The sequence below is a fragment of the Lactobacillus nasalidis genome (assembly GCF_016587775.1).
Classification (GTDB): Bacteria; Bacillota; Bacilli; order Lactobacillales; family Lactobacillaceae; genus Lactobacillus; species Lactobacillus nasalidis.
Genome location: NZ_BOCG01000547.1, coordinates 1 through 668, shown reverse-complemented (window position 1 = coordinate 668; position 668 = coordinate 1). Strand labels below are relative to the sequence as shown.

General features: G+C 43.1%; 1 protein-coding gene. It reads right to left on the bottom strand.

What is annotated here, in order from left to right; all coding sequences use genetic code 11:
• A partial coding sequence (locus lacNas_RS10665) for a helix-turn-helix domain-containing protein (RefSeq protein WP_201336098.1) occupies nt 1-521 on the bottom strand: 521 nt, incomplete at its 3' end.
• Nucleotides 522-668: the final 147 nt, after the last annotated feature.

Below are 668 nucleotides of genomic sequence, written 5' to 3'. Positions count from 1 at the left end.
CCACGCCATTGATCTTTTGGAACGTGGCTTCTTCTTGCCCGCTCCAAATAAAGAATTCCGTCCTTGATCTTACTCTGATCGCTTTTGAAGCCTTGTCTGGATTCCCGTTTTGACCGAAATTTTGGTTTGCCCCAGTCTGGTTGGGCCTTGTCAAAGAAATTGTTCCAAGCCTTGCCCAAGTCGGAAATTGCCAGTTGCAGAATCCGGGCTGATTGTGTATACTGCCAGTCTTTTTTATCTGCAACTAACATATTACGAACTCTTCGTTCACTCGGCGAAGGCTTTTCTTTAAGCAGCACTTTCTGCTCTTCGGTCAGCTTTTTGGGGTCGGAGGCCAAAGAAGATTTAAGTGCTTGCCTTGCCTTGTACATTTTATTCCACAAGGCAAGGCCTTGATTCCAGCAATAGCGGCGATAGTCACAAGCTTCATCCAAAACTCTTCTCATAGCCTGGTTGGGATGTAGTTCATAGACTCTTGTCTGAATTAATTTAGACGGTACTTCTTCTACCTGTTCAGCCATTTAATTTCACCAGCTTTCAGAACCATATCATTCTCAATCTTTGTTTCGAGGAATATTTTAGCACGTATTCCTGCAGATTCCCAAACATATGTTTCTGAAGTATGACTAAAATTTGCGCTCTAACCTAAAGCAAAGTTCTGGCTTTCC